At 59.3% G+C, this 273-nt stretch carries 1 protein-coding gene; it reads left to right on the top strand.

Annotation, left to right across the window (positions count from 1 at the left end):
- Nucleotides 1–30 precede the first annotated feature (30 nt).
- Nucleotides 31–273: hypothetical protein (locus PZC42_RS24625; protein WP_277214129.1), on the top strand; the 243-nt coding region annotated here is incomplete at its 3' end.

Below are 273 nucleotides of genomic sequence, written 5' to 3'. Positions count from 1 at the left end.
CAAGGCCGTCGATGGACACTCATAACGGCGATGAAACCGAAACGCGACAGCATCAGCCAACCCGTGTATCTGCCGCTGAACCAGGAGACGGCTGTGCCCTTTGACACGACCCTCCAGTCGCTCCGCGATCTTGCCACGACCGCCCTTCTTACCCTGCACATCGACATCCGCTGTGGAGTGATCCACATGTTGACGAAGACCATGGCCGGTCCGAACAACCCTCCTAAAGAACACCGAACCTCGAACCCCACCACCTCCTCGGCCAACGCGAAC

This window comes from Isoptericola croceus (assembly GCF_029382255.1).
In the GTDB taxonomy this organism is placed as follows: Bacteria; Actinomycetota; Actinomycetes; order Actinomycetales; family Cellulomonadaceae; genus Isoptericola; species Isoptericola croceus.
This window is presented reverse-complemented; position numbering and strand designations above follow the sequence as displayed.